This window comes from Phycicoccus duodecadis, from assembly GCF_002846495.1.
Lineage (GTDB): Bacteria > Actinomycetota > Actinomycetes > Actinomycetales > Dermatophilaceae > Phycicoccus > Phycicoccus duodecadis.
On the sequence record NZ_PJNE01000001.1, the window covers coordinates 2,010,217 to 2,031,705 of the forward strand.

Here is a 21,489-nt window from a genome sequence, read left to right on the forward strand (position 1 = left end):
AATGATGAGGCGGTGCTCTCCCGCCGGATGTCCGCCGCCGTCACCGTGCTCGTCGTGCTGCTGGTGACCTTCGCCCTCGTCGCCTCGGCGCTGCCGGTGTTCGCCGCGCCGGCGTCGGCCGGGGTGCCGCAGGCCGTGCCCGCGGGGCAGCCCGCGTTGCTGCCGCTGCACGCTCGCCTGGTCTCCACGGCCCCGGCCGACGGCGCCCGCGTGCCGACCGCCCAGCGCGTCACCCTGACCTTCAGCGAGGACGTCGACCCCCGGTTCCTCGTCCTGCGGGTCAGCGGCCCCGGCGGCGACGAGACCCAGGGCAGCGCCGTCGTCCGGGGACGCACCGTCACCCAGCCCCTCGTGCCGGACCTCGCGGCGGGGGCCCACACCGTGGCCTACCGCGTCGTCAGCGTCGACGGGCACGCGGTGGCCGGGACGCTGGCGTTCACCACGACCATCGCGCCGCCCACCCCGAGCGCGTCGCCCGACGCCACCTCCACGGCATCCCCGTCCGCGAGCCCGTCCGCTCCGTCGGCCATTCCCGCCCCCACCCCGCTCCCGTCCCCCTCGACGGCACCTGCGGCCGCCGAGGCCGGTGTCCCCGGCTGGCTGTGGGTGGCCGGCCTCGTCGTCCTCCTCGTGCTCGTGGGCGCGGCCGCCGCCTGGCGGACCCTGTCCCGCCCCCCGTCGGTGGCAGGCGGCGCCGGCGCCGGCGACGACCCGGGCGAGCACCAGGGTGACGACCCCGACGGCTCCTTCCGTGGCTGAGCCACCCCCCGTCCCATCGATTTCGCGACGGCCGGGAGAGGCTGATAATGTCTCCGCTCGCGCGCCATTAGCTCAATTGGCAGAGCAGCTGACTCTTAATCAGCGGGTTCGGGGTTCGAGTCCCTGATGGCGCACCACCGCTCTTCGAGCGCGAGGCTCCCCGGTCACGGGGAGCCTCGCCTGTTCCCCGTACTGGGCGCCCGTCTCCTGCGCTCGTCCCGCGGGCGCCGCTTACGTAGGTCAGACCGCGGCGCGGAGCACGTCGTCGGTGCCCTCGATTGTGCCCTCGCCGCCGGTGACGAGCGCGAGGCAGTGCTGCACGCGGTGGCCGACGGCGGGGGTAGTGAACGGCGACAGGTCGACGAGGGGCGCCGTGGGCGCGCTCAGCGGGTAGCGCCGGGAGGGAACGCGGACGGTCTGTAGGCTGCCCGAGTGCCCGCAGGGACCGTCAGCGCGTCGGTGATCGTGCCCAGCCACCGGGGAGCACATCGCCTCCCGGCGCTCCTGCGCGCGCTGTCGGTGCAGGACACGACCGAGCCCTGGGAGGTGCTGGTCGTGCTCGACCGGGTCCACGATGAGTCGCCCGCGGTCATAGACGCCTTCCGCGACCGGCTCCCCCTGCGGGCCCTGCACAGCCCCGCTCCCCACGGCGTGGTCGCCGCCCTCAACGTCGGCTACGACCAGGCACGCGGGCGGGTCCTCATCCGCTGCGACGACGACCTGACCCCGGCTCCCGACATGGTGCGACGACATGTCGCCCACCATCGCGGGCGCGACGACGTCGGCGTGTCCTGTGCGATGCGCGACGTCCCGTCGGCGACCGCCTACTGGGACACCTACGGCCGCGAGGCCGCGGCGCGCCGCACCGCCCAGTGGTACGACCGCGAGCCGGACCGGCGCTGGGTCGACTGGTCGGCCCACAACTCGGTCACCCGCACCGCGTGGAGCCGGCTCGACCACGGGTTCGACCCCCGCTTCGTCTACGGCCAGGACAGCGAGCTGGGCTTCCGGCTCGCCCGCTCCGGGGTCCGCATCGTCGTCGACCCGGCCCTGGAGATCGAGCACCGGGGCGCGCCGCTCTCGGCCGCCAACCGGGTACCCCGCGCGTACGTCGCAGGCGCCTCCCGCTCCCTCTTCCAGCGCGTCCACGGTGAGGCGCACGAGGTCACCGTCCCGCTCCGTCGCGGCCTGCGGACGAGGGCCTGGGACGCCGGGACGGCCCTGACGGCGGCAGCCCTCACCGAGTGGCGGCACTACGAGCTCCTGGGGCGCGGCGCCGAGAGCGCGAGCCGCCGGCTGCCGCCGAACGTCGGGCGCCGGGTGGTGGCGTTCTGCGTGGAGTCCGCGGGTCGCGCCGGGCGGCGGCACGGCTCCACCGACCTGTCGACCTACCGGCCCCAGAAGAGCCGCGAGCTGCAGCGGGAGCGGCCCGCCACGGGCTGACCCGGCCCCGACCGGGCCGGCGCCCGAGAGGAGAACCCGCTCAGCGGCGCTGCCAGGCGCGGTAGGCCAGCAGGCCCCCGAGCACGGCGACGACCGCACCGGCGGCGGCGACCCGGTCGGTGCGCAGGCGCCCGTCCGGGGTGCGGGTGGCCGCGTCGAGGGCAGCCTTGGCGGCCTCGACCTGGCGCCGCACGATGTTCTTCGGGCTGGCCGTGACGACGAGCTGGTCGACGGTGCGCGCCAGGCGCTCGCGCCGGGCGACGACCTCGGCCTCGAGGGCCGCGATGGACTGGTGCTGGCTCATGGGTCCCTCTGTCACTCGAGGCCGAGGTCGCGGCGGAGCTTCGCGACGTGGCCGGTGGCTTTGACGTTGTACCAGGCGTGGCTCACGGTGCCCTGCTCGTCGAGCACGACGGTGCTGCGGATGACACCCTGCACCGTCTTGCCGTAGAGCGTCTTCTCGCCGAAGGCGCCCCACGCCGTCATCACCGAGCGGTCGGCATCGGACAGCAGCGCGATGGTGAGCGCCTCCTTCTCGCGGAACGTCGCGAGCTTGGCCGGCTGGTCGGGCGAGATGCCGAGCACGGTGTACCCCTTGGCGCTGAGCGACTCGAGGGACTCACTGAAGTCACACGCCTGCGTGGTGCACCCAGGCGTCATCGCCGCCGGGTAGAAGTAGACGATGACCTTGCGGCCGCGCAGGTCGGACAGGGTGACGTCCGACCCGGTGTCGTCCGGGAGGGTGAAGTCGGGGGCGGTGTCGCCCGGGGCCAGCCGTTCGCCCACGTCGGGGCCTCCTTGTGGTCGTGGTCGCAGCCCCAAACCTACCCTCACGCCCGGGCGCCGTTGACCTCCGCGTACCGCTCGCCGGTGGGCCGGCCCACGACGACGAAGTGCAGGTAGCGGTGGTCGCCGAGCGACCGGGCCAGCAGGCGCTTGGCGACGCGGCGCGGCAGCAGGGGGTCGGTGTCCCACCGCTTGCCGATACTGTTGATCCCGCCGCAGGCCTCGACCGCGAAGCCGTTGTCCTCGAAGAGCGCCACCGCCGAGGCGCGCGTGAAGAACCGCAGGTGCGTGCGGTCGAGGATGCCCTGGTCGGTGTACTCCCACCGGTTGCGTACCAGGTCCGCCACCACCGGGGCGTAGGCGACGTTCGGGATGGCCGCCACCACGCGGCCGGTGGGCGTCAGGTGCGCCATGGTGGCCCGCAGCGTGGCGGCCGGGTCGACGATGTGCTCCAGGACGTCGTTGTAGGTCACCAGGTCGAACTGCTCGTCGCGGCCCTCGAGGGCGTCGGGGAAGTAGCCGTCGACCACCTCGTCGAAGCCGTCGGCCCGGCGCGCCGCGGCCGCCTGCTCGGGCACCGGCTCCACCCCCACCAGACGCGCCTGAGCGCCGTAGCGTCGCCGCAGGCTCCGCCCGAAGCCGCCGCGCCCGCAGCCGACGTCGAGCGCCGACCGGACGCCGCCGGGCAGGAAGGGGACCACCTCGTCGCGCGGGTTGTCGGCGTAGACGGCCTGCTGCGGGGGATGCGACATGTGCGCGAGGCGGGACTCGAACCCGCACACCCGAAGGCACCAGGACCTAAACCTGGCGCGTCTGCCAGTTCCGCCACTCGCGCGCGGCGCCAGCCTAGGGCCTCCGCCCCGCCGGGCTCAGCCCAACAGCTCGCGCAGCACGGACTCGAGCGCCCTGAAGGCGTTGCCCCGGTGGCTGATCGCGTTCTTCTCGGCGTCGGTGTGCTCGGCCAGCGTGCGGGTGTCGCCGGTGGGGACGAACACCGGGTCGTAGCCGAAACCGTTGGTGCCGCGGGGCTCACGCACGATGACACCCTCGACCCGGCCCTCGACGCCCTCGACCCGGCCGTCGGGCATCGCGACCACGGCCGCGCACACGAAGGCGGCGGCGCGGTGCTCGTCGGGGACGTCCGACACCTGCTCGAGCAGCAGGTCGAGGTTGGCGCGGTCGACCTCCGCGCGGGCGACCCCCTCCCCCGCGTGCGAGCCCGACCAGCGCGCCGAGAAGACGCCGGGCGAGCCGCCGAGGACCTCGACCGCGAGCCCGGAGTCGTCGGCGACCGACGGCAGCCCGGTGGCGCGGGCCAGCGCGACCGCCTTGAGGCGGGCGTTGCCCAGGAAGGTCACCTCGGTCTCGGGCACCTCGGGGGCGCCGTCGACGTCGGCGGCCCCGACGATCTCGAGCCCGAGGTCGTCGACCAGGCCGGCCAGGATCTGGCGCAGCTCGTGCACCTTGTGCTCGTTGCGGGTCGCCAGGACCAGCGTGCGGCTCACGCCAGCCGCTCCCGCGCCGGGGCGTCGAGAGCCTGCTGCTGGCGGACCGTGAGCTCGGCGCATCCCGAGGTGGCCAGGTCGAGGAGGCGGCCGAGCAGGTCGCGGTCGAAGGGCCGGCCCTCGGCGGTGCCCTGCACCTCGACGAAGCGCCCGTCGCCGGTCATCACGACGTTCATGTCGGTCTCGGCCGTGGAGTCCTCGGGGTAGTCGAGGTCGAGGACGGGGACGCCGCCGACGACGCCCACGCTGACCGCAGCGAGGGAGCCGGTGAGCGGGGCGGCGTTCGGCGCCAGGAGGCCCTTGGCCTTCGCGTCGGCCACGGCGTCGGCGAGCGCCACGTAGGCGCCGGTGATGGCCGCGGTACGGGTGCCCCCGTCGGCCTGGAGCACGTCGCAGTCGAGCACGATGGTGTTCTCGCCGAGCGCCTTGGTGTCGATGACGGCGCGCAGGCTGCGGCCGATGAGACGGCTGATCTCGTGGGTGCGCCCGCCCACCTTGCCGCGCCGCGACTCACGGTCGCTGCGGGTGTTGGTCGACCGCGGCAGCATCTCGTACTCGGCCGTGACCCAGCCGCTCCCCTTGCCCTTGAGCCAGCGCGGGACACCCTCGGTGAAGGAGGCCGCGCAGAGCACGCGGGTGCGGCCGAACTCGACGAGGACGCTGCCCTCGGCGTGGTCGAGCCAGTTGCGGGTGATGCGCACCTCGCGCAGCTGGTCGGTGGATCGTCCGTCGTGTCGCGTCATGCGGCCCAGGCTATCGGCGGCGCGGCGGGCCGGCCGGGTCGGCCTCAGCCGTCGGCGTGCTCGGGGGGCCAGACGACCCGGAAGCGTTCGAAGCAGACCTCGAGGTCGTCGGAGAACTCCGTGCCGATGCGCGCGCACGAGCGGCGGAAGAAGCCGCGGTGCTCGTCGAGCCAACTCTGGAGGGTGCGGTCGCCTTCGCCCTCGTCCCAGGCGAACCGCTCGTCGACGCTCGCCAGCGGGCCCACCCGCAGCTCGGTCGCCCGCAGCACCACCCGGGGCGAGCCGGCGCCGTCGCAGACGACCCAGTGGTCGCCCACCCGGGGCAGCGCCTCGTTCTCGGCGGCGTACTCGGCGACCAGGCTGGCCGTGGCGCGCTTGGTGCCGCCCAGGACGTAGGCCAGCAGGCGGTCGGCCATCTCCGGGGAGTCGCCGAAGCCGCCGATCTCCACGTCGTCCTCGGGCGGCAGGCCGGGGGTGGCGGCGCGGTAGGCGTCCCACATCCGGTGGGCCGCGGCCACGTCCGGGGAGCCGGGGTCGGCGGGCGCCGCGCCCACGGCGGTGACCCAGCCGGCCGTGGCGAGCTCGACGGTGCCCGGCCAGCCGCCGGCGGCCTGCCCGCGGCAGGTGCGCGGGTCGTTCCAGGCCGGGATGTGGGTGAGCACCAGCCGCCGGACCCCGCCGGCCGCGACCGCGGCCGCCGCCGCCCGCGACCCGGTGAGGTGCACGCCGCGGGTGGCGTCCCGGCCGTCGACGAAGGCGCAGTCGAGCAGGGCCAGGTCGGCGCCGGCGAGCAGCGGCGAGAGGTTGTCGCAGGTGTCGGTGTCGCCGGTGAAGGCGAGCACCTCGCCGTCGGCCTCGACCCGGTAGCCGTAGGCCTCGACCGGGTGCGCCACGGCGTACGGCGTGACGGTGAACGGCCCCACTCTCACGGGCTCGGCGTCGCGGACGACGCGGACGTCGAACTCGCTCTCCATCCCGCCCGGCTCGAGCCCGTGGTACATCAGCGCCAGCCGCTCGGCGGTGCCCGACGGCCCGTAGAGCGGCATCCGCCGCGGCAGCGGCCCGGCCGGCCGGTAGCGCCGCGTGACGTAGAGCCCGAGCACGTCGGCGCAGTGGTCGGGGTGCAGGTGGCTGAGCAGCACGGCGTCGAGGTCGGCGAGGTCGAGGTGCCGCTGCAGCGGCCCGAGGGCGCCGCTGCCGAGGTCGAGCAGGACGCTCCACGTCCGGCCCTCGTGCTCGGTCTGCACCAGGTAGGACGACGCGGGCGACTCCGGGCCGGCGAACGAGCCCGAGCAGCCCACCACGGTGAGCCTCATCCGCGCACCGCCTCGACCCCGATACGGGGTGCCGCGAAGACCGGCCCGACCGACGAGCCCACCCCGAGGAAACGCACCGCGAGACGCCGGAACTCGTCGGGGTCGCCGGTGGTGGTGAAGCCGTGCCCCGGCGTCGGCAGGTCGTCGGGGCGCAGCAGCCCGCCGTCGGCCAGCACCCGGTAGACGTCCTTGGCGGTCTCCTCGGCCGACGACACCAGCGTGACGTCGTCGCCCATCACGTAGGAGATGACGCCGGTGAGCAGCGGGTAGTGCGTGCAGCCGAGGACCACGGTGTCGACGCCGAGCTCGCGCAGGGGGTCGAGATAGCCGTGGGCCGCCTCGACCAGGTCGGGGCCGCCGGTGACCCCGGCCTCGACGAACTCGACGAACCGGGGGCACGGCACCGAGGTGACCTCGAGGTGCGGGGCCGCGGCGAAGGCGTCGACGTACGCGCCGGACTGGTGGGTGCCCAGGGTCGAGATGACACCGACGCGCCCGGCGCGGGTGGCGGCCGCCGCCCGCCGCACGGCCGGGCGGATGACCTCGACGACCGGCACGTCGTAGCGCTCGCGCGCGTCGTGCAGGACGGCCGCGCTGGCGGTGTTGCAGGCGATCACGAGGACCTTGACCCCGTGGTCGACGAGGCGGTCGAGGCACTGCAGGGCGAACTCGCGGGTCTGCGCGATGGGGCGCGGTCCGTACGGGGCCCGCGCCGTGTCACCGAAGTACGCCACCGACTCGTGGGGCAGCTGGTCCAGGATCGCCCGCATGACGGTCAGGCCGCCGTAGCCGGAGTCGAAGACCCCGATGGGTGAGTCGGTCACCCGGGGAAGCCTAGGCGTCCGGACCCAGCGCCAGGAGGGCGACGCGGTGTGGCGTGGGCGACGTGCCCGCCGGCACGCACCGCTACGGCATCGCCCGGGGAACGGGGCGGGACCCTCGCCCGAGACTCTCGCGGACCTGGCGCACCAGCTGCTGCGCGTCGCGTCGCACGGGCGGCAGCAGGGTGGCCGCGGCGAAGACGGCGACCACGACTCCGGCCACCACCAGGAAGCGCCCCAGCTCGTGCAGGCCGCCCAGCTGCGCCCCCAGGAGCCGCCCGGCCAGCGTCGCCGCCAGCGCCAGCAGCATCACCCGGGCGCCGTCGGCCCGCAGCCGGCCGCAGTGCACGCCGGTCCAGCGGGTGAGGGCGGCGTGCCCGACCGTCCAGGTGAGCAACGGCGCCATCGCGGCCACCCACGCCACGGCGACCGGGCCCCACAGCACCGACAGCGCGATGCAGGCGGTGGTGACCACCGACGAGAAGAGCGTGTACTGCGACAGCCGCGACCCCAGGCCGCACGCGACCAGCCCCTGCGACACGCTGTTGGTGACCTGGCGCAGCACCACCCCGGCGCACATCGCGGTCACGTACGGGGCGGCGTCGAGCCAGCGGGGGCCCATCGCGAGGCGCACGACGTCGACCGGCGCGGCGGCCACGACCGCCGCACCGAGGGCGAGCGGGTAGGCCCCCGCCAGCTGCCCGTCGCGCAGCGCCACCTCCAGGCGTGCGCGGTCGGTGTGGATCTTGGCGAGGATCGGCTGCAGGACCGTGCCGAAGGCGCTGGAGAACTGTCGCGCGGGCTGGCGCACCAGCTGCGCCCCACGGTTGTAGAGGCCGAGGACGTCGGCCCCGAAGGCCCGCCCCACCAGCACGGTGTCGGCGTTGGAGCCGACGTACGTGACCACGGTCGAGGCCAGCAGGTGGCCGCCGAAACGGATGAAGTGCGTCGTCCCCTGCCCGCGCCGGAACCAGCGGGGCCGCCAGGGGTCGGCGCCCACGATGAGCCCGAGGCCGACCAGCCCGCTGGCCACCTGCTGGGCGACCAGCGCCCAGTAACCGGCGCCCGCCAGGGCGAGACCGATCCCGACACCCAGGGCCACCGTCATGGCGGCTGACTCGACCAGTGCGAGGCGCTGGAAGCGCAGGTCGCGCAGCAGCCCGACCCGGTGCTGGGTGGCCAGGCCCGAGAGGAGGAAGCTCGGCGCCAGGGCGAGCGTGATGCCCAGCAGCTCGGGGCGGCCGTAGCCGGCGGCGACCAGCGGGGCGGCGGCCGCGACGACCACGCTGACCGCGGCGCCCATCCCGGTGTTGAGCCAGAACAGGTTGTCGCGCTGGCCGGTGCTCAGCTCGGGCGCCTGGATGGCCGCGCCCGACAGGCCGAGGTCGCGCAGGATCTCGCCGATGCCGATGACGGCCAGCACCATGGCGACGAGCCCGAAGTCGGCGGGGGTCAGCAGCCGAGCCAGCAGCACGATCGACGCGGCCTGGAGCAGGATGCGGTAGGCCTGGTTGCCGAGGGTCGCCGCGACGCCCCGGCCGGCCCGCACGCCGTACGACGTGGTCATCGCGGGCGGCCCCCGGCGGGGCCGCCGTCGACGGGGACGCCGGGCGCTGCTGCCATGTCTCTCCGTCGCGGGTACCGGGATGTGGGGGTCGCCGCGCCGCGCGCGTGGGGCCCGGCGGGCGCAGCCATGATCGCACGCGGGGGGCCCCGCCCCGGCGGCCTTCCCCGGACTGCTCCCCCGTCCCCTCGGCCCCACTAGCATCGAGGGCATGGCCGGCGACGCATCCCCCGGCGGCGTCTCCGTCGTCGTCCCGCACCACGGCGACCCCGCGCCCACCCTGGCCACGGTGCGCGCCCTGCTCGGCCAGACGTACGCGCCCCTCCAGGTCGTGGTGTCCGACGACGCCTCGCCCGATCCCTTCCCGGAGGTCGACGGCGCGCTGGTCGTGCGGCGCGCGGCCAACGGCGGCTTCGGCTCGGCCGTCAACACCGGCGCGGCCGCGGCCGAGCACCCGCTGCTGCTGGTCCTCAACAGCGACGTCACGCTCGGGCCCACCTTCGTGGCCGACCTCGTGGCCGCCGCCACCCCCTGGATGCCGGCCGTCGCCGGACCGCTGGTCCTCGACCCCGGGGGGCACCCGTCGTGGACGGCGCGCCACTTCCCGACCGTCACGCACCAGAGCGTCGAGTGGCTCACGCCCCTGGCCCGCTTCCGCCACCACCGGGCGCTGCACGAGGCCGTGGGCCACGACACCCGTGCCGTCCCCGGCGCCGTGCTGCCGGTCGACTGGGTCGTCGGTGCCGCCCTCCTGCTGCCCACCGAGGCCCTCCGCGCGGTCGGCGGCTTCGACCAGCGCTACTTCATGAACTCCGAGGAGATCGACCTGCAGCGCCGGCTGCGGGCCCGCGGGGTGCCGTCGGTGTTCGTCGGCACGGTGTCGCTGGTGCACGTCGGCGGCGGGTCGTCCGACCCGGCGCGGCGCCGCCGCTGGCTCGTCGAGTCGCGGCTGCGCTACGCCGGCACCTGGGGCGGACGGCGCCGGCTGAAGGCCGCGCTCACCCTGGCCACCGGTGTCAACGCCGTGGTCAACACCGGCCGGCGCGCCGTGGGGCGCGACGTGCGCCCGCTGGAGACCGCCCGCGAGGAGCTCTCGCTCATCCACGGCGGCCCGCGATGAGCCTGGCCCGACGGCTCGTCGAGTCCGCCCCCGGCCTGCGCTGGCACCTGTCACGGGCGCGCACGCCCCTGTACCGGTGCACCTTCGCCGCGTTCGGCGAGGGCAGCGTCATCGTGCGGCCACACATCCTGCGCGGGGTCGACCGCATCCACGTCGGAGCGAACTGCGCCGTGTACGAGGGGGTCTGGCTCCAGGTCGAGGCCGGAGGCGGCCCCCTGACCATCGGCGACGACACCTACCTCGGCCACGGGGTGCACCTGCACGCGCACGACCCCGTCACCATCGGCCGCGGCGTGATGCTCGCCGACGGCGTCTTCGTCGGGACAGCCGACCACGGCGCCCACGACCGTTCCGCCGTGCACTCCACCGGGCCGGTCAGCATCGGCGACGGGGTGTTCGTGGGGCAGCGGGCCATCGTCCTCGGCGGGGTCACCATCGGGGCCGGAGCCACCGTCGGGGCCGGGGCCGTCGTCACCCGTGACGTGCCCGCGGGCGCCACCGTCGCCGGGGTCCCGGCCCGGCTCGTGGGAGGCCCGGCGTGATCCTCCTGCTCACCGGTGGCGCCGGCTTCATCGGGCAGTACCTGGCCCGCCGGCTCGTGGCGGCCGGTCACGGGGTGGTGGCCCTCGACTCCCTGCTCCCGCAGGTCCACGCCGACCCCGAGGCCTCGGTGGCCGCCTTCCCCGGCCCCGTGCTGGTCGGCGACGTCGCCGACGCCGACGCGTGGCGCGACCTGCCGGGCGACGTCGGCGCGGTCGTGCACCTGGCGGCCGAGACCGGCACCGGCCAGTCGATGTACGAGGTCGAGCGCTACCACCACGTCAACGTCGGAGGCACCCGCGCGGCCGCGGCCTTCGCCCGCGAGCGGGGCGTGCCGCTGCTCTCGCTGAGCTCGCGCGCCGTGTACGGCGAGGGTGGCTACGCGTGCCCCCAGCACGGCACCACCTTCGGGGTGCGCTGCTGCGAGCGGGCCGAGCCCGTCCCCTCGCACGAGGACGACCCGCACCGCCCGGTCTCGGTCTACGGCGAGACCAAGTCGCTCGCGGAGGCCGCTGCCCTCGAGGCGATCGGTGGCGCGGTGCCGCTCACCGTCGTGCGCCCGCAGAACGTCGTCGGCCCCGGGCAGTCGCTGCACAACCCCTACACCGGCGTGCTGGCGGCCTTCCTGGCGATGCTGCGCGAGGGGCGCCCCCTCACCGTCTACGGCGACGGCCACCAGACCCGCGACCTCGTGCACGTCGACGACCTGGCCGTGCTGCTGGCCTGGGCCGTCGACCACCCGCCCACGGCCGGCGAGCCCCGGGTCCTCAACGCGGGCAGCGGCCGGCGCACCACCCTGCTCGAGCTGGCCGCGGCGGCCGTGGCGGGAGCGCCCATCGAGGGGGCCGACGTCACCCACCTCGACGTGCACCGGGCCGGCGACATCGAGCACGCCTGCGCCGACCTCGGGCGGCTGCGCGCCCTCGGGGCCCCGCTGCCCCGCTGGAGCGCCCACGACGCGGTGGCCGACTTCGTGCGCCGGTCCTGGGACCAGCCGGGGGCGGGCGCCTCCGCCTGGGACGACGCCCTGGCCGAGCTGGCCCGGCGCGGCCTGACGTCGTGACCGCCCCGACCCGGGTCCTCGTCCTCAGCCCCGCCTTCCACGGCTACTGGCGCTCCCTCGAGCGGGCCCTGGCCGGCCGGGGCCACGACGTGCACACGGTCGCCTACGACGACTACGCCGGCGCGAGGCGGGTGGCCGCCAAGCTGGGCCACGACCTGCCCGAACGGCTCGGCGCCGGCGACACCCGGCGGCGCGGGATGCTCGGCGCCCGGGCCCGTGCGGCCGTGGTCGAGCACGACCCCGACGTGGTGCTCGTGGTCAAGGGTGACGCCTTCGACGACGGCTTCTGGGACCTGATGCAGACCCGTCGCCAGCGCCGCGCCCTGTGGCTCTACGACGAGCTGCGACGCACCGGGCACACCGACGGCTCGCTCGCGGCGGCCGGGCCCATCGCGTCCTACTCCCCGCTCGACGTCGCCACCCTCGCCGCGCGCGGCCTCCGCGCCGAGCACGTGCCGCTGGCGTACGACCCCGGCGAGCCGGTGACCCCCCTCCCCCGTTCGCCCGACGTCGTCTTCGTCGGCGCGCGCTACCCCTCGCGCAAGACCCTGCTCGACCACCTCGCCGCCGCCGGTGTGCCGGTGCGCGCCTACGGCCGCGACTGGTCGGGCCACCCCGTCGACCGGCTGCGCACCTGGCGGGTCCGCACGCCGGCGCTACCGGCCGGCCGCGACCTCGGCCGCCCCGACACCTACGGTGTGATGGCGGCCGCCACGGCCGCGCTCAACATCCACGCCGACCAGGACGGCTTCACGATGCGGACCTTCGAGGCGTGCGGTGTCGGCGCCCTCCAGCTGGTCGACCGGGCCGACGTGGGGCGCCACTACGAGCCCGGGGTCGAGGTCGCGGTCTTCGCCGACGCCGACGAGGCGGTCGCCCTCGCGCACCGCGCCGCCGCCGACCCGGCCTGGGCCGAGGGGCTGCGCCGGGCGGGGCGTGCCCGCACCCTGGCCGAGCACACCTTCGCGCACCGCGCCGCCGCCCTGGAGGCGCTGTGGACGGCCTGACCCACCCCCGCGACCTCGAGGCCTGGCACCGCTGGCAGCAGGAGCAGCAGCCGCTCGGGCGACGGGTGCGGCGCATCACGAGCGTGCTGGCCGACATCGCGCGCCCGTCCGGCCGCCCGGGCGAGACCACGGTGACCCGGGCCGGGCCGGGCCCAGCGCGCCTGCTGGTCTGCCTCGAGTCGCGCTCGCACACCTCGACCACCGTGCTGCTGCGCCCGCTCGAGCACCTGCCGCTCGACGGGGTGGTGGTCGTCTCGCCCGAGCCGGTCCGCGACCTCCTGCCGCCCTGGGTCTGGCGCGAGAGCACCGGGCTGGTCCACGAGGACGTCCCACGGCTGGCCGCCGAGGCCGCGGTGGTGCTGTCGACCGGCCACTACCTGGGGCTCGGCCGGGCGGCCCACGACGCCGTCACCGACCCCGCCCGCTTCGTCACCGTGCAGCACGGGCTCACCACCCCCCACGCGCCGCCCCTGGCCGAGGGCACCACCCTGCTCGCCTGGTCGGCCGCCGACGCCGACTTCTGGCGTTCGAGCCGCGACGACGTCACGTCGCACGTCACGGGCTCCCAGCTGCTGTGGGACGCCGCGCGGCAGGGGGCCACCGTGGTCGAGGGCGCATCCCCGGTGTTCCTGGGCCAGCTGCACGGTGTCGAGCTCGACCACGCGACGATGGTGGCCGCCGCCGAGGGCTTCTGCCGCGAGACCGGGGCCACCTACCGGCCGCACCCCTCCGAGGTCGACCGTCGCTCCCGGGCGGTGCACGCCCGGTTCGAGGCCGAGGGCATCCGCCTCGACCGCAGCGGTACGCCCCTGCGCGAGCTCGGCGCGCCCGTCGTCGGTGTCTTCTCCACCGGCGTCCTCGAGGCCGCAGCGGCCGGGCTGCCCGCGTACGTGCACTGCCCCGACGCCCCCGCCTGGGTCCACGAGTTCTGGCGGCGCTACGGCCTGCTGCCCTGGGGCGGGCCGCCCACCCCCTCCCCCGAACGGCCCGCGGTCGAGCCGGCGCGCGCGGTCGCCCGGGTCGTGCAGGGAATGATGGCCGGGTGAGGATCCTCTGCGTCGTGCCCGCCCGGGGTGGCTCCAAGGGCGTCCCCCGGAAGAACGTGCGGGTGGTCGCCGGCCGCCCGCTGATCGCCTGGACCGTCGAGCAGGCCCTGGCCGCCCGGCCGGCCATGGATGTCGTGGTCTCCACCGACGACGACGAGATCGCCGAGGCCGCCCGGGCCGCGGGCGCGCTGGTCCCCTTCCGTCGCCCGGCCGAGCTCGCCCGCGACGAGACCCCCACCGAGCCGGTCGTGCGACACGCCATCGAACAGGCCCGCGCGGCCGACGCCGCCCCCGACGCCGTGATGCTGCTCCAGGCGACCTCACCCATCCGGCTCCCCGGCACCGTCTCGCGCGCCCTGGCCCGGTTCGCCGCCACCGGGGTCGACTCGCTCGTCGGTGTCGTGCCGCAGGCGCCCTTCCTCTGGACCGACGGCGACGAGCCCAGCGCCGCCTACGACGTCACCGCCCGGCCGCGCCGCCAGGACCTCACGCCGCAGACCCTGCGCTACCGCGAGACCGGCTCCCTCTACCTCACCCGCACCTGGGTCTACGACGAGCTCGACAACCGCATCGGCGGCCGGGTCGGGCTCTTCGTCATGGACGAGATCGAGGGCGTCGACATCGACACCGCCCTCGACCTCGCCGTGGCCGAGCAGACCCTGGCCACCCTCACCAGCACCGGGACCACACCGTGATCATCGAGCGCACCGTCACCCCCCTCGTCGTCTACGGCGAGGACCCCGTGCTGCGGGCTCTCGAGAAGATCACCGCCAACAGGGCGCGCATCGTCTTCTGCGTCACCGAGCACGGTCGGCTGCTCGGGTCGATCTCCGACGGCGACGTACGCCGGTGGATCGCCGCCCAGGACGGCGTCGACCTCACCCGGCCGTGTGCCGAGGTCGCCAACACCGGATGCGTCAGCGCGCCCCTGGCCACCGTGCCCGCCGACCTCCGGCTGCTCTTCACCCCGTCCGTCGACCACGTGCCGCTCCTCGACGAGCAGGGCCACCTCGCGGCCGTGGCGGTCAACCGCAGCGACTCCTTCCGGGTCGGCCGCAGCGAGGTCGGCAAGGGGCACCGGGCCTTCGTCATCGCCGAGATCGGCAACAACCACAACGGCTCGGTGGAGCTCGCCAAGGAGCTCGTCGACCTGGCCGCCGCCACCGGCGCCGACGCCGTGAAGTTCCAGCTGCGCGACATGGACGCCCTGTACCGCGGCAAGGACGGCAGCACCGCCGGCGAGGACCTCGGCCCGCAGTACACCCTCGACCTGCTCTCACGCGTGAACCTGCCGGCCGAGCGGCTGTTCGAGGTCTTCGACCACGCCCGCGACCGCGGCGTCGACGTCATGTGCACCCCGTGGGACGAGCCGAGCGTCGACGCCCTCGTCGGTTACGGCGTCCCGGCCCTGAAGATCGCCTCGGCCGACCTCACCAACCACACGCTGCTGCGCTACGCCGCGCGCTCCGGCACACCGCTGGTGATGTCGACGGGGATGTCGACCGAGGCCGAGATCCGCGAGAGCGTCGCGCTGCTGCGGGCCACCGGCACGCCGTACGCGCTGCTGCACTGCCAGTCGACCTACCCGGCGCCGTTCAAGGACGTGAACCTGCGCTACCTGTCGCGCCTGGCCGAGCTGGGCGACTGCCCTGTCGGGTACTCGGGGCACGAACGCGGCTTCCACGTGCCGGTCGCCGCGGTCGCCCTGGGCGCCACCATCATCGAGAAGCACTTCACCGTCGACAAGACGATGGAGGGCAACGACCACACGGTCTCGCTGCTCCCGGGCGAGTTCACCGAGATGGTCACGCGCATCCGCGAGGTGGAGGAGGCCCTGGGCACCAACGGGTCCCGGGTCGTCTCCACCGGCGAGATGATGAACCGCGTCAACCTCGCGAAGAGCCTGGTCGCCGCCCGCGAGATCCAGGCCGGCGAGGTCATCGACCGTGCGGCCGTCGACGTCAAGAGCCCCGGCCGCGGCCTCCAGCCCAACGCCCTCGACCGCCTCGTCGGCCGCACCGCGCACCGCTCGATGACCGCCGGCGAGTTCTTCTACGCCTCCGACCTGGCCGACTCCACGCCCAAGGGCCGCGCGTACTCGTTCCGGCGGCCGTGGGGCGTGCCGGTGCGCTACCACGACTGGCGCGCACTGGTCGCCGACACCCGCCCGGACTTCCTCGAGTTCCACTTCTCCTACAAGGACCTCGAGCTCGACCCCGCGCCGTTCTTCCGCGACCTGCCGGCGCACTGCAGCGACCGCGACGGCGTCCTCGGGATGGCCTTCACGACGCACCTGCCCGACCTGTTCTCCGGCGACTTCATCGTCGACCTCGCCTCCCTCGACGACGCCGTGTGGGAGCGCTCCATCCGCGAGCTCCAGCGCACCGTCGACACCACCCGCGAGCTCGCCCGCTGGTTCACGCTCGACGACGACCCGGTGGTGGTCGCGACGATGGGCGGCTTCACCTCCGACCGCCACCTCGACCCCGGCGAGCGCCCCCGGCGCTACGAGCGGGTGGCCGCGGCCGTCGAGCGCGTCGACCGGGCAGGCGTCCGGCTCACCGCGCAGACGCTGCCGCCCTACCCGTGGCTGATGGGCGGCCAGCAGTTCCACAACCTCTTCCTCGACCCGGTCGACACCGCCGAGTTCAGCCGCTCCACCGGCATCCCGCTGACCCTCGACACCTCGCACACCAAGCTCGCCACCACCTTCCTGGGGCGCTCCTTCCGCGACGCGGTCGACCTGTTGGCGCCGCACACCCTGCACCTGCACCTGGTCGACGCGACCGGCGTCGACGGCGAGGGACCGCAGGTCGGCGACGGCGAGATCGACTGGCCGGTGCTGGCCGAGCAGCTCGACGCCCTCGCCCCCGGGGTCTCGTTCATCCCGGAGATCTGGCAGGGCCACGTCAACCACGGCGAGGGCTTCTGGGTCGCCCTGGAGCGGCTCGAGCAGTGGTTCTGAGCGTCGAGCCCGTGGCCCTCTGGGTCGTCCCGGTCTCCGACCTCGCCGGGGTGGCCCGGCACGTCCTCGACGTCGCGGCCGTCGGCGTCCCGGGTCACCGCCTGGTGGTCCTCTGCCCGCCGGGTCCCCTCGCCGAGCGGCTGCGCGACGCCGGCGCGGCCGTCAGCACCGCGCCCGTGGGGCCCGGGGACGGGGTGCGCGAGTCGGTGGCCGCGGTGCGCCACGCCGTCGGTGCGCTGCGGCCCGCGGTGGTGCACTCGCACCTGTCGTGGGCGGATGTCGTCACGGCCGCCGCCACCGTGGGGTCGCGAGCGGCACTGGTCAGCACCGAGCACGGTATCGCCGACGACGACCTCGTCTACCACGGCACCGCCTGGCGCTCCCGGCTCAAGGAGGCCCTGCACACCGCCCGGCTGCGCCGTGCCGACGCCGTCGTCGCGGTGTCGGCGGCCACCGCCCGCAGCGTGCGCGCCAAGTGGCACCCGGGGCCCCGCACGATCGTCCGGGTCGTGCCCAACGGGGTCGACCGGGTCGAACGCCCCGCGCGGCCACCTGGGCTGCACGTGGTGTCGGTGGCCCGGCTGGCGCCCGAGAAGCGGGTCGAGGCCGCGGTGCGGGCCTTCGCCGTGCTGCACGAGCGCCGGCCCGAGGCCCGGCTCACGGTCGCCGGCACCGGCGACGGGGAGGCCGCCCTGCGCAGCCTCGTGGCCGAGCGGGGGCTGGGCGACGTCGTCGACCTGGTGGGGCACGTCGACGCGCCGGGGCTGCTGGCCCGGGCCGACGTCCTGGTGCAGCTGTCGGTGTGGGAGAACTGCTCCTACTCGCTGCTCGACGCCCTGGCCCACGGCTGCGGGGCGGTCGCCACCGACGTCGGCGGCAACGGCGAGATCCTGCCCGCGAGCGCGCTGGTCGCGCACGACGACCCCGCCGCCGTGGCCGACGAGATCGAGCGCCAGGGTCTCGACCCGGCGACCCGCCCCCGGCTGGCCGCCGCCTGGCCGACCCGCCAGGAGATGTGCGAGCGCCTGGCCGCCGTCTACGCCGAGGTCGGCGCGTGACGGCCCGGACCGGCCTGGTGTGGGACGCCCGCTGGGAGGTCGTCAGCGGCATCGGCCGGTTCAGCCGCGAGGTCCGCACCCGCCTCGCCATCCCGACGCTCGAGGCCGGAGGAGCCGCCCCGGTCTCGCCCCGCGGGCTGCTCGACCTCGAGCTCGCCGCGCTGCGCGAGCGTCGCGGCGGCCGGGCGCATCCGCCCCGGGCCCTGGTGTGCCCGGGCTTCATGGCGCCGCTGGCCTGGCCCGCCCCGACCGCCGTCGTGGTCCACGACCTGATGCACCGTGACGTCCCCGGCGAGGCGGGCCGGGCCCGGCGCGCCTACCTCGACACCGTCGTGCGACGCTCGGTCCGCGCGGCGGCGGTGGTGCTGACCGTGTCGGACCACTCCCGCGACCGCATCCTCGAGTGGTCGGGCGTCGCCGCCGACCGCGTCGTGACCGTGGGCAACGGGGTGGGGCCCGCCTTCACCCCCCAGGGCCCGCGCCGGGCCGAGGACCGCCCGTACCTGCTCTACGTGGGCAACCACAAGCCGCACAAGAACCTGCCCCGGATGCTCGAGGCCTTCGCCCGCGTCCCCGGGCGGCCCCTGCTGCTCCTCAGCGGCGACCCCGCGCCGGCGGTGGACGGGCCCGCCCGCGCGCTCGGCGTGGCGGGCCGGCTGCGCTTCCTCGGCCGCCCCGACGACGGCGCCCTGGCCGCGGCGTACCGGGGCGCGGCCGCCACCCTCGTCCTCTCGACCCACGAGGGCTTCGGCCTCCCGGCACTGGAGTCGATGGCCTGCGCGACGCCGGTGCTGGCCTCGCCCGTCACCTCGCTGCCCGAGGTCGTGGGCGATGCCGGCCTCCTCGCCGACCCCCTCGACGTCGGGTCGATGACCGAGGGGATGACCCGCCTGCTCACCGACGACACGCTGCGCGCGCGCCTGGCCACCGCCGGTGCGGCCCGGGCCGCCGCCTTCACCTGGGAGCGCGTCGCGGCCCGCGTGGCCGACGCGGTGGCCGCCCACCTCGGCGCCGCGCCCCCCGGGGGGTGGCCGGATGTACCGCACCCCTGACGGCCGCACCGTCGCGATCGCCCACGACTACCTGACGCAGCGGGGCGGGGCCGAGCGCGTCGTCCTGGCCCTGGCCCGGGCCTTCCCGGGCGCGCCGGTGCACACCACCCTCTTCGACCCCGAGGGCACCTACCCCGAGTTCGGCGACCTCGACGTGCGGGCGTCCCCGCTCAACCGGGTGCCCGCCCTGCGTCGCAACCACCGGGCCGCCCTGCCGTTCCTGCCCCTGGCCGCCGCGACCGTCCGGCCCGAGGCCGACATCGTGGTCGCCTCCACCTCCGGCTGGGCCCACGGGTTCGCCGCATCCGGGCGGGTCGTCGCCTACTGCCACGCCCCGGCGCGCTGGGTCTACCAGAGCGAGAACTACCTCGGCGGGCCCCTCTGGCGGTCGGGCACCGGCGTCGCGCTGGGCCTGCTGCGGCCGGCGCTGCGCGGTTGGGACCAGCGGGCCGCGCGCCGGCCCGTCGCGTACCTGTCGAACTCACGGGTGGTGCGCGAGCGCATCGCCGAGGCCTACGGCATCCCGGCCGAGGTGCTCCCGGCCCCCCATGCGATGGACCCCGCGGCCGAGCGCGCCCCGGTCGGCCCGCTCGCCGACTGGGCCGACGGGGGCTACCTGCTCGTGGTCTCGCGACTGCTGCCGTACAAGAACGTCGAGGCCGTGGTCGAGGCCGTGCGCGGTACCGCGCACCGCCTGGTCGTGGTGGGCGACGGCCCGGGCCGCGAGGCGCTGCTGGCCCGGATGCCCGGCAACACCCGGCTGGTCTCGGGACTGACCGACGCCCAGGTCCGCTGGGTGTACGCCCACGCCCGGCTGCTGGTGGCGCCCAGCCTCGAGGACTACGGCCTGACCCCGCTGGAGGCCGCGGCCTTCGGGGTCCCGGCCCTCACCCTCGGCGCCGGCGGCTACCTCGACACCGTGCGCGACGGCGTCACCGGCCTGTACGTCGACGGCCCCGACCCGGGCGTCCTGCGCGACGGCGTCGAGCGTGCCCTGGCGCACGGCTTCGACGCCGCGGTGGTGCGCGAGCACGCGGACCGCTTCTCGGAGGACGGCTTCCGCGCCCGCATCCGGGCCGTCGTCGACGCCGTGGGGACCGGGCCGAGAACCTGACGGCCGAACGGGCCGGCCCAGGGTCGCCCGGACGGATCCATCGGTGTCGAACGGGTGGATCCGTGCCGGTGTGCCGCGATACTGACGGTTCCCCCGTTTCCGACCCTGGGCGCACCATGACCGTTCACGAGATCCTCGCTCCCCGCCTGACCGCCCGGTCCGGCCGGCGGAGCCGTCGGGCGCCGTCGGTGGCCGCGGTCGTGGTCGACCTCGCCGTCGTCCTGCTCGTGACCCTCACCGCCGGGCTGGGCCGGGCCACCCTGCCGGTGTTCCGCAGCGTGGGCGACGTGCCCGAGCTGGTCGCGCTGGCCGCCGCCCCGATCGTGATCGGCTGGGTGGTCGTCATCGGCCTCCACGGCGGCTACTCGGCGCACCTGCTCGGCGCCGGCACCCAGGAGTACAAGGCGGTGGTGCGCGGCTCGTTCGTCACCGCCGGCGTCATCGGCGTGGTCAGCTTCCTCGGCAAGGTCCCCCTGTCTCGCGGGTTCTTCTTCCTGCTCCTGCTGCTGGGGGTGCCCTCGCTGCTCGCCGGCCGGTTCTTCCTGCGCCGGGGGCTGCACGCCCTGCGCCGCCGTGGGCTGCTCTCGCACCGGGTGCTGGTGGCCGGCTCGGCCGCGCAGGTCGACGAGATCGCCGACGTGCTGCGGCGCGAGCCCTGGCTCGGGCTGTCGGTGGTGGGCGCGCTGCTGCCCACCGCCGCCGGTGGCCCGACCACCCCGGGCGGGCTGCCCGTGCTCGGCACCACGGCCCGGCTCGTGGCCGTGGTCGAGGACAGCGGCTGTGACGTCGTGCTCTTCGCGGGTGGGGCCGTCGCGTCCGCGCAGCAGATGCGCCGGGCCGCCTGGGACCTCGAGGGCGTCGACGTCCAGATCATGCTGGTGCCGAGCCTCACCGACGTCGCCACCGACCGGGTACGGGTCCGGCCCGCCGCCGGGATGCACCTGATGGAGCTCGAGGGCCCGCGGGCGCACCAGGCCAGCCGCGTCTCGAAGCGGATCTTCGACATCGTCGGCGCCTCGCTCTGCCTGGTCGCCGCGGCCCCGGTCCTGGCCATCACCGCGCTGGCCGTCCGGCGCCACGACGGCGGCCCGGTGATCTTCCGCCAGCGCCGGGTCGGCCTGCACGGAGAGCTCTTCGACTGCCTGAAGTTCCGCTCGATGGTGGTCGACGCCGAGGCGGCCCGCCGGGCGGGCGCCGTCGAGACCACGCACGAGGACGACCACGTGCTCTTCAAGCACGTCGACGACCCCCGGGTCACCCCGCCCGGGCGCCTCATCCGGCGGTTCTCGATCGACGAGATCCCGCAGTTCCTCAACGTGCTGCGCGGCGAGATGAGCCTGGTGGGGCCACGGCCCCCGCTGCCCGACGAGGTCGAGCGCTACACCGACGACGTCCGCACCCGCCTGGCCGTGCGCCCCGGGATGACGGGGCTCTGGCAGGTGTCGGGCCGCTCGGACCTGTCGTGGGAGGACTCGGTGCGCCTGGACCTGTACTACGTCGACAACTGGTCGCTGGTGCAGGACCTCGCGATCCTGTGGCGCACCGCCTCGGCGGTCATCTCGGCCCGCGGGGCGTACTGAGCCCCGG

The 21,489-nt window shown here is 75.6% G+C and carries 21 protein-coding genes and 2 tRNA genes; 14 read left to right on the forward strand and 9 right to left on the reverse strand.

The window, feature by feature from the left end:
• Positions 1-12 precede the first annotated feature (12 nt).
• The 3 genes from ATL31_RS09445 (at position 13) to ATL31_RS09460 (ending at position 2,202) form a co-directional block, all read left to right on the forward strand.
• Positions 13-759, forward strand: a complete 747-nt coding sequence (locus ATL31_RS09445; protein ID WP_101395545.1) for a copper resistance CopC family protein — start codon at positions 13-15, stop codon at positions 757-759.
• A 61-nt stretch (positions 760-820) separates the two neighbouring features.
• Positions 821-896: transfer RNA gene (locus tag ATL31_RS09450), tRNA-Lys, on the forward strand.
• A 295-nt stretch (positions 897-1,191) separates the two neighbouring features.
• Positions 1,192-2,202 (forward strand): glycosyltransferase family 2 protein, encoded by a 1,011-nt coding sequence (locus ATL31_RS09460; RefSeq protein ID WP_101395547.1) that lies wholly within the window; start codon positions 1,192-1,194, stop codon positions 2,200-2,202.
• Positions 2,203-2,242: 40 nt separating this feature from the next.
• On the opposite strand, the gene ATL31_RS09465 is transcribed toward ATL31_RS09460, so the two are convergent.
• From ATL31_RS09465 to ATL31_RS09505, 9 genes are all read right to left on the reverse strand, one after another.
• Positions 2,243-2,506: a DUF3618 domain-containing protein gene (locus ATL31_RS09465; protein ID WP_101395548.1), complete on the reverse strand. Its 264-nt coding sequence runs from the start codon at positions 2,504-2,506 to the stop codon at positions 2,243-2,245.
• An 11-nt stretch (positions 2,507-2,517) separates the two neighbouring features.
• Positions 2,518-2,988, reverse strand: a complete 471-nt coding sequence (gene bcp, locus ATL31_RS09470) for a thioredoxin-dependent thiol peroxidase (RefSeq protein WP_101395549.1) — start codon at positions 2,986-2,988, stop codon at positions 2,518-2,520.
• A 44-nt stretch (positions 2,989-3,032) separates the two neighbouring features.
• The gene (locus tag ATL31_RS09475) at positions 3,033-3,740 is read right to left on the reverse strand and encodes a class I SAM-dependent methyltransferase (RefSeq protein ID WP_143598364.1); all 708 of its coding nucleotides are present in this window, start codon (positions 3,738-3,740) and stop codon (positions 3,033-3,035) included.
• Position 3,741: 1 nt separating this feature from the next.
• Positions 3,742-3,823, reverse strand: a tRNA-Leu gene (locus tag ATL31_RS09480).
• Positions 3,824-3,857: 34 nt separating this feature from the next.
• On the reverse strand, positions 3,858-4,493 hold the full coding sequence (rdgB, locus tag ATL31_RS09485) for an RdgB/HAM1 family non-canonical purine NTP pyrophosphatase (RefSeq protein ID WP_101395551.1): 636 nt from the start codon (positions 4,491-4,493) through the stop codon (positions 3,858-3,860).
• The gene (gene rph, locus ATL31_RS09490; protein WP_101395552.1) at positions 4,490-5,236 is read right to left on the reverse strand and encodes a ribonuclease PH; all 747 of its coding nucleotides are present in this window, start codon (positions 5,234-5,236) and stop codon (positions 4,490-4,492) included. The genes rdgB and rph overlap by 4 nt, the downstream gene beginning before the upstream one ends.
• Positions 5,237-5,280: 44 nt before the next feature.
• A complete protein-coding gene (locus tag ATL31_RS17145) occupies positions 5,281-6,552 on the reverse strand; it encodes an MBL fold metallo-hydrolase (protein WP_101395553.1) in 1,272 nt (423 codons plus the stop codon).
• Complete coding sequence (gene murI, locus ATL31_RS09500) at positions 6,549-7,376, reverse strand: glutamate racemase (RefSeq protein ID WP_101395554.1); 828 nt, start codon at positions 7,374-7,376, stop codon at positions 6,549-6,551. The genes ATL31_RS17145 and murI overlap by 4 nt, the downstream gene beginning before the upstream one ends.
• Positions 7,377-7,458: 82 nt before the next feature.
• Complete coding sequence (locus tag ATL31_RS09505; RefSeq protein WP_158239825.1) at positions 7,459-8,940, reverse strand: lipopolysaccharide biosynthesis protein; 1,482 nt, start codon at positions 8,938-8,940, stop codon at positions 7,459-7,461.
• Between the two features lie 208 nt (positions 8,941-9,148).
• Between ATL31_RS09505 and ATL31_RS09510 the strand changes: the two genes are divergently transcribed.
• From ATL31_RS09510 to ATL31_RS09560, 11 genes are all read left to right on the forward strand, one after another.
• Positions 9,149-10,057: a glycosyltransferase family 2 protein gene (locus ATL31_RS09510; protein ID WP_101395556.1), complete on the forward strand. Its 909-nt coding sequence runs from the start codon at positions 9,149-9,151 to the stop codon at positions 10,055-10,057.
• Positions 10,054-10,599 carry an acyltransferase gene (locus ATL31_RS17095; protein WP_101395557.1) on the forward strand — a complete coding sequence of 182 codons (546 nt, stop codon included), beginning with the start codon at positions 10,054-10,056 and terminating at the stop codon, positions 10,597-10,599. The genes ATL31_RS09510 and ATL31_RS17095 overlap by 4 nt, the downstream gene beginning before the upstream one ends.
• Positions 10,596-11,660 (forward strand): NAD-dependent epimerase/dehydratase family protein, encoded by a 1,065-nt coding sequence (locus ATL31_RS09520; RefSeq protein ID WP_101395558.1) that lies wholly within the window; start codon positions 10,596-10,598, stop codon positions 11,658-11,660. Before ATL31_RS17095 ends, ATL31_RS09520 begins: the two co-directional genes overlap by 4 nt.
• Positions 11,657-12,667 carry a CgeB family protein gene (locus ATL31_RS09525; protein WP_101395559.1) on the forward strand — a complete coding sequence of 337 codons (1,011 nt, stop codon included), beginning with the start codon at positions 11,657-11,659 and terminating at the stop codon, positions 12,665-12,667. The genes ATL31_RS09520 and ATL31_RS09525 overlap by 4 nt, the downstream gene beginning before the upstream one ends.
• Positions 12,655-13,713, forward strand: coding sequence for a hypothetical protein (locus ATL31_RS09530; protein ID WP_101395560.1), 1,059 nt, complete (start codon positions 12,655-12,657; stop codon positions 13,711-13,713). Before ATL31_RS09525 ends, ATL31_RS09530 begins: the two co-directional genes overlap by 13 nt.
• Positions 13,710-14,408 (forward strand): acylneuraminate cytidylyltransferase family protein, encoded by a 699-nt coding sequence (locus ATL31_RS09535; protein WP_101395561.1) that lies wholly within the window; start codon positions 13,710-13,712, stop codon positions 14,406-14,408. Before ATL31_RS09530 ends, ATL31_RS09535 begins: the two co-directional genes overlap by 4 nt.
• The gene (locus ATL31_RS09540) at positions 14,405-16,678 is read left to right on the forward strand and encodes an N-acetylneuraminate synthase family protein (RefSeq protein WP_101395562.1); all 2,274 of its coding nucleotides are present in this window, start codon (positions 14,405-14,407) and stop codon (positions 16,676-16,678) included. The genes ATL31_RS09535 and ATL31_RS09540 overlap by 4 nt, the downstream gene beginning before the upstream one ends.
• A gap of 11 nt (positions 16,679-16,689) precedes the next feature.
• Complete coding sequence (locus tag ATL31_RS09545) at positions 16,690-17,736, forward strand: glycosyltransferase family 4 protein (protein WP_245862198.1); 1,047 nt, start codon at positions 16,690-16,692, stop codon at positions 17,734-17,736.
• On the forward strand, positions 17,733-18,788 hold the full coding sequence (locus ATL31_RS09550; protein ID WP_211283999.1) for a glycosyltransferase family 4 protein: 1,056 nt from the start codon (positions 17,733-17,735) through the stop codon (positions 18,786-18,788). Before ATL31_RS09545 ends, ATL31_RS09550 begins: the two co-directional genes overlap by 4 nt.
• On the forward strand, positions 18,772-19,902 hold the full coding sequence (locus ATL31_RS09555) for a glycosyltransferase (protein WP_101395563.1): 1,131 nt from the start codon (positions 18,772-18,774) through the stop codon (positions 19,900-19,902). The genes ATL31_RS09550 and ATL31_RS09555 overlap by 17 nt, the downstream gene beginning before the upstream one ends.
• A 116-nt stretch (positions 19,903-20,018) precedes the next feature.
• Positions 20,019-21,482 carry a sugar transferase gene (locus tag ATL31_RS09560; RefSeq protein WP_101395564.1) on the forward strand — a complete coding sequence of 488 codons (1,464 nt, stop codon included), beginning with the start codon at positions 20,019-20,021 and terminating at the stop codon, positions 21,480-21,482.
• Positions 21,483-21,489: the final 7 nt, after the last annotated feature.